This is a genomic window from Halanaerobiales bacterium (assembly GCA_035270125.1).
Lineage (GTDB): Bacteria > Bacillota > Halanaerobiia > Halanaerobiales > DATFIM01 > DATFIM01.
Window position 1 is genome coordinate 1 of sequence record DATFIM010000069.1, and the last position, 6,887, is coordinate 6,887.

Genomic DNA, 6,887 nt, shown 5'->3' on the forward strand with positions numbered 1-6,887 from the left:
AGTATCGAAGTTGAAATAGAAGGAGATATTGATGATAAAGCAATGTCTTCAGCTGATGTTTATTCTGGTTTTCAGGAAGTAAGATTTAAATATAAAATTGATTCTGATGCAGATAAGGATAAGGTAGAAAAACTATATAAAAAAATCGAAGATTTCTGCCCTGTATCTGATACTCTAAGAGAAAAAGTTGAATTAAAAGGAGAGTATGAAATAAAATAGTATAAATAACTAAAGTATAAAAAGGCAGGGTGATTCCTGCCTTTTTAAATAATAAAAATTGTAAAAATATTAATTAAATTCAGGAGGAATGAAAATGGAAAAATTACAAATTAATAATTTAAAGGATTATAATTTTCTTTCAAATTTAGAATTTTCACCTAAAGGTGATAAGCTCTGTTTTATAAAAAAACAGGCTGATATGGAGGAAAACGATTATTCATCTAATTTATGGATTTATGAAATTAAAGATGATAAGCTCTGGAAATTAACTGGCGGTAAAAAAGATAGTAATTTCATCTGGCTTGATAATGAAAATATTTTATTTACATCTAAAAGAAAAGATGACAAAGAAGAAAGTTTAAAACCCAGTACTGAATTTTACACAATAAATGTTAATGGAGGAGAAGCAGAACTTTTTACTGAAATACCTTATGCAGTTCAGGATTTTAAGAAAAATTCCAATTTTTTATTGATAAATATTTTTGCAAATATTGAAGAAAAAACTGAAGAGGAACTTGAAGAAGAAAAAGATTATGAAGTATTAGAAGAAATACCTTTTTGGGGAAATGGACAGGGTTTTACTGACAAAAAGAGAAGTCATCTTTTAAAATTAGATTTAGAAGATAAAGAATATAAAAAGTTAATAGATGGAAATAATAATATATTAAATTTTGATCTCAAAGAAGATAAAGTAGTTCTCAATATGAAAGAATTTGATGATAAAATGGAACTTGAGAGTGAACTTTATTTATATGATCTCAAAAAAGATTACTTAGAAAAGCTGACAGAAGAAGAACTGGAAATAGGATTTGTGAAATTCAGGGATGAATCTACTATTTATTTTACTGCTACTGATATGGAAGCAATGGGTGTAAATACCAATCAGGAAATTTATGAATTTGACTTAGGAGCAAAAAAAGTTAATAAGTTAAGTGATAATTTGGATAAAAGTATAGGAACATCTGTAGGAAATGACTCCAGGATGGGTGGAGGAAAAGCCCTGGAATTTGAAGATGATGATTTTTATCTAATTACTACTGAGGGCTATAATTCCTATCTCAATAAATTTGAAGATGGTGAATTAGAAAAAATAGTTACTAAAGATGGTACAGTTGATATGTTTGGTATTAAAGGTGAAAATATTGCCTATATAGGATTTAGAGGAAACAAATTACAGGAACTTTATTTATATAAAGATGGAGAAGAAAAACAGGTTAGTGAATTTAACAAAGGTGTATTAAAAGATAAAATGATTTCTACTCCCGAACATTTTAAAGTTGAAGTTTCTGATGGAGAAGAAATCGATGCCTGGATTATGAAACCTATAGGATATACAGAAGGAGAAGAATACCCAACTATTTTAGAGATTCATGGTGGACCTAAAGGAGCCTATGGTGAAATATTTTTCCATGAATTTCAAATTTTAGCTAATGAAGGATATGCTGTGGTTTATTCTAATCCCCGTGGTAGTTCCGGTCGTGGAAATGAATTTGCTGACATTCGTGGTGATTATGGTGGAAGAGATTATAAAGATTTAATGGAAGTTATGGATAAAGCTTTAGAAAAATATGAGTTTATTGATGAGGATAAATTAGGAGTTGGTGGTGGTTCTTATGGTGGATTTATGACCAACTGGGTAATTGGTCATACTGACCGATTCAAAGCTGCAGTTTCACAAAGGAGTATATCTAATTGGATATCTAAGTTTTGTACAACTGATATCGGTTATTTCTTTGTTAAAGATCAATTTGCAGGAGCAACTCCCTGGAGTGATATGGAAAAATTATGGGATGGATCACCATTAAAATATGCTGATAAGGTAACTACTCCTACTTTATTTATCCATTCTGAAGAAGATTATAGGTGCTGGCTTCCAGAAGGAATACAAATGTTTACTGCTCTCAAATATCATGATGTTGATAGTAGACTATGTATGTTCAAAGGTGAAAACCATGAGCTTTCTCGCGGAGGTAAACCTGAACACAGGGTCCGTCGATTAGAAGAGATGGTAGATTGGTTTAATAAATATTTAAAAGAATAAATAAAATAAATAACCTTTGATAATTTTGACTGAGGAGAAAATTCATTTTTCTTCTCAGTTTTTTTATTTGACATAAAAAGATATTATAATTAAAATATTAATAACAGTTATTAATTAGCAAGAGGTGAATTGAATTTGAAGTTTAGAAAGCTTTCTATTGTTTCAATTTTTTCAGCTTTAGCTTTTATTATTATGATTTTTGAAATAAATATACCTATTTTCCCATTCTTTTTAAAGTTAGATTTTAGTGAAGTTCCAGCCATTATTTTAGCCTATTTATTAGGACCAATATATGGTGTAATGGTTGTTTTTTTGAAAAATTTATTACACTTATTTATCTCATCAAATATGGGTATTGGTGAGCTTGCCAATTTTTTGGTTGGTGCTTCCTTTGTAGCTTCATCTGCTTATTTTTATCAAAAAAGAAATTTATCTTATCTTTTTTCGTCTTTAATTGGCACTTTAACAATGGGGATTACATCAATTTTAGTAAATTTATTTGTAATTATTCCTCTTTATAAAAATGTGTTAAATTTACCCTTTGAAAAAATATTGGCATTAACTGAAAAAGTCAATCCTTATGTCAACAATTTATTTACTTATCTGACTTTAACAATTTTTCCTTTCAACATTTTAAAAGCAGCTCTTATTTTACTTATTAGCTATTTTATTTTTATTCGTATCAAAAAAATAAATTATTTAAAATAAGAGGAGGAATAAAATAATGAAAAAATTATCTTTATATGATGAAATATTTTCTGAAGTTGAAGGTGATGTTAAAGACTTGGGAAAAGATGCTGATGAAGATGTTTTGGATTCATTTTCTTTAAAATTTGAAACTAAAATTCCCAATATGGAAAAAATGTGTTACATAATGGAAAAGGTTTTATTATCCAGAGGTGAAGGGGCTACAGTTTATGCTGGATTCCAAAAAGTATCCAGAGCAGAAGCTATTTGGGATAGATATTTAGATATAGCTGATAATGTTGATCAGGTCTATATTTTTGGAGAAAATGATGCTTCACTTAAAGAACATCCCAATATAGATTTTGTATATTTGCCTAAAAATCATCCTTTAGTAAGAGAATGGTTTTTAGTAATTAATAAAAATATTGGTAAGTCAATGATGGTAGCTTATGATTTAGATGGTTTTGGAACTTATGAAAATGAAAAAGAAAGAAACTTCAAAGGGGCTAAAACTAATAATCCAGATAAAGTAAAAAAAGCAGCTAATTTATTAGAGGATTTAGTATAAAAATAATAGAAATGCAGGTGTAAATCACCTGCATTTTTCAGTTTATCTTAAAATAAATTTGTACAGGTGGTGAAAATTAGTGAATAGTTTATATGAAAATTTAAAAAATAAAAGTTCTGCTTTGGATACAAATATTTTCACAAAAGCTTCAATGGTTGCAATGTCTCATTCAATTGAAAATATAATAAGAGAATATAAGCTTTATGCTGATATTTATGTTATTTTTCAAGATTATCAATATTTTTTATATGAAAAAGATCGATATCTTGAATTTGATAAAATTTGTCGACAAATATATGTATTTGCTGAAAATGTACCGGAAAATGCTGATAAGGAATTTGAGAATACAACTTTTGTTGAAATAGATAATAATAGTCCCTTAAGAAAGGAATGGGCAGTAACTGTCTGTCATCCGGATTATAGTGCTGTATTATCTACAAAGGAAGAAAAAAATTTGCAAAGAATTAATAAAGATGATTATAGGATTTTTAGAGGATTTTTGAGTTTAGATGAAAAAACAGCTTTTAAATCAGCAAAATTTTATAAAAAGTTTATGGATAAACGAGGAATTGAAAGTACCTCTAGTGAATGGGATGAAAATAAATTAAGAGATTTAGAAGAAAAAGAAATAGTGGTAGATGAATTAGTAGAAGATAATCAAGAATTAAATAGAGAAATAATGCAGAAGTTATGTGAGGCAGCTGAATTTAGAGATGAAGATAGTATTTATCATGTATTAAGGATAGGTTTTACTTCATCTTTAATTTATAGAGAAATCGGAGCCAGTAAAGAAAAAATCGAAAAAATATTTTTTGCGGCATTACTTCATGATCTAGGTAAAATTGGAATACCTGATTCTATTTTACAAAAACCTGGAAAACTAACAGATAAAGAATATAAAATAATGCAAAATCATCCAGCAATAGGGGCCAAGATACTGGCAGGATCAAATTCAAATATTATGAAAATGGCCCATGATATAGCTTATTACCATCATGAAAAATGGGATGGCAGTGGATATCCCCAGGGAATTAAAGGTAAGGAGATTCCTATTGAAGCTAGGATTGTGGCCCTGGCTGATGTTTTTGATGCTTTATCTTCTAAAAGAGTATATAAAGAAGTTTTTCCCAGAGAAAAATGTGTGAATATAGTTAATTCTGAAAGAAATAAGCATTTTCAGGGAAAATTAGTAGACATATTGTTAAATAATCTTGATGCAGTTTATGATTTTAGAGAGGATTTAAAGGAATTTTCTAAAGGAAAAACAACTCGTGAAATATCCAATTATTTTTTCTCCACTGAATTCAGTATATTTGAATTTTTAAACAAAAGGGAAACTCCTTAAAAGAGGAGGGAGTTTCTCTATTTTTTATTTGACAAAGGTAATTTTTTTGTTATAATAAAACTGACTAGTCAGTACTGATGAAATTTGACCTTAGCAAAGGAGGAATCATTTATGAATAAACTAGCTAAATTTGTAAAAAATCATTCTTCTTTCATTATAGTAATGGTAGCTATCATCACAGTTATTATGGGATATTATGCTTTACAGATAGAAATAGAAGCTGGTATTAAAGATATGTTACCCGAAGATAATAAAGTGGTAGAAAAATATGAAGATGTTCAGGATACTTTTGGTGGGATGGCATTTGCTGCGATTATGCTTGAAGACGAAGAGATTATTGATTCTCCAACATTAAAAAAGATAGAGAATATGACTGCTGAATTAGAAGGAATAAAAGGGGTTAATGAAGTAAAAAGCCTTACAAATATAGAAAAGATAGAAGGGTCAGTAAGTGGAATAGAAGTTAATGAGTTTGTTAAGGATTTACCACAGAATAATGAAGAGTCACAAAAAATCAAAGAAGATCTTTTAAGTCGTGATCAATATTTAGGAAAAATAGTAACTAAAAATTTTAAGTCTACTGTTCTTTTAGCCGAAATTGAGGATGAAGATAAACCGGAAGCAGTTGTTAATAGAATACAGGATGCGGTAAAAAAATATGAAGGTCCTGAAAAGATACATATTACAGGAAGCCCGGTAATGGTAGCTGATGCAACTGACTATATGAAAGATGATTTAAAGAGATTACTACCTTTCGTAATAGGCGTTATTTTGATTATACTTTATTTATCATTTCGAAGTATACGGGGAGTTTTACTGCCAATTTCTACAGTTTTAATCAGTGTAATTTGGGCGGTTGGTCTTCAGTCACTTTTAGGAAAATCGCTTTCACTTGTAAGTACAGTTTTACCTGTTTTATTAGTTAGTGTAGGTAGTGCTTATGCTATTCATATAGTAGCTCGGTATTATGAAGAATTAAAAGATGGAAATGATATTGATAAAGCAGTGGAGAATACAATAAAAGAAGTTGGAATTGCTGTAATTATGGCCGGTGGAACTACAATGATTGGTTTTGCTTCACTGTTCTTTTCTGATTTAGTTATAATTCAGGATTTTGCTTTAGGCACAGCTTTCGGAGTAGGTATTGCACTCCTAGCAGCAATATTATTTATTCCAGCAGTTCTTTATAAAATGAAGGCACCTTCCCATCTTAAAGCTGCCGAAAAAAGAACTTTTTCTACAAATTTCTTTAAAGGAATTTATAAGATAGTGCGTTATAGGAGAAGAACTGTAATTATTTTAGTAATTATTTTAATAGCTTTATCAAGCTGGGTTTTACCAAAATTACAACCAAATACAAATTATATTAGTTATTTCAAAAAAGATTCACCTACTAGAATAGCAACTGAAAAAGTAGATAGCACATTTGGAGGATCCCAGCCCTTAAATGTAGTAGTGAATGGTAATATAAAAAATCCTGATCTTTTAAAAAGAATGAGAGATTTTCAGGATGATATTGAAAATGTAGAAGATGTTAATAATCCATTATCAATAGTTACTCTTTTTAGGCAGGAAAACAGAGCATTAACTGAAGATATAAAAGAAAATGAAGTAATTCCTGAATCTCGAAATAAAATTGCTCAATATTTACTTCTTTTAGAAATGTCAGATAAAGAAATGCTGGAAAGTTATTTAACCTTTGATTATGAAACTGCTAATATTCAAATGACTATGGAAACAATGTCATCTACAGAACAAAAAGAAAAGGTAGCAGAAGTTCGATCCCTTATTGACAAGCATTTTGGTGATGAGTATAAAGTAGAATTGACTGGTATTCCTGAACTTGGAAATGAGGTCACTGACCTTGTTGTTTCCGGCCAGATTAAAAGTCTTATTTCTGCAATTGCCTTTACCTTTTTAGTAACCAGTCTCTTATTAAAGTCTATTAAAAGAGGTTTTTTCTGTTCACTACCTATTGCTCTTACAGTATTGATTAACTTTGGAATTATGGGCTGGTTTGGAATTTC

At 29.2% G+C, this 6,887-nt stretch carries 6 protein-coding genes; all 6 read left to right on the forward strand.

What is annotated here, in order from left to right:
• Positions 1-219: OsmC family protein (locus VJ881_03560; protein HKL75123.1), on the forward strand; the 219-nt coding region annotated here is incomplete at its 5' end.
• A 94-nt stretch (positions 220-313) separates the two neighbouring features.
• Positions 314-2,260 carry a S9 family peptidase gene (locus tag VJ881_03565; GenBank protein ID HKL75124.1) on the forward strand — a complete coding sequence of 649 codons (1,947 nt, stop codon included), beginning with the start codon at positions 314-316 and terminating at the stop codon, positions 2,258-2,260.
• A gap of 135 nt (positions 2,261-2,395) precedes the next feature.
• Complete coding sequence (locus tag VJ881_03570) at positions 2,396-2,968, forward strand: ECF transporter S component (protein HKL75125.1); 573 nt, start codon at positions 2,396-2,398, stop codon at positions 2,966-2,968.
• Between the two features lie 16 nt (positions 2,969-2,984).
• Complete coding sequence (locus VJ881_03575; protein ID HKL75126.1) at positions 2,985-3,515, forward strand: DICT sensory domain-containing protein; 531 nt, start codon at positions 2,985-2,987, stop codon at positions 3,513-3,515.
• Positions 3,516-3,594: 79 nt separating this feature from the next.
• Positions 3,595-4,860, forward strand: a complete 1,266-nt coding sequence (locus tag VJ881_03580) for an HD domain-containing phosphohydrolase (protein ID HKL75127.1) — start codon at positions 3,595-3,597, stop codon at positions 4,858-4,860.
• 111 nt (positions 4,861-4,971) lie between these two features.
• Positions 4,972-6,887, forward strand: a 1,916-nt coding sequence (locus VJ881_03585) for an MMPL family transporter (GenBank protein HKL75128.1), incomplete at its 3' end; no start/stop codon positions are given.

What these genes read in the sequence shown, in the direction of transcription:
- VJ881_03565 (HKL75124.1), top strand. Translation starts at nt 314, where the DNA reads ATGGAAAAATTACAAATTAATAATTTAAAGGATTATAATTTTCTTTCA.
- VJ881_03575 (HKL75126.1), top strand. Translation starts at nt 2,985, where the DNA reads ATGAAAAAATTATCTTTATATGATGAAATATTTTCTGAAGTTGAAGGT.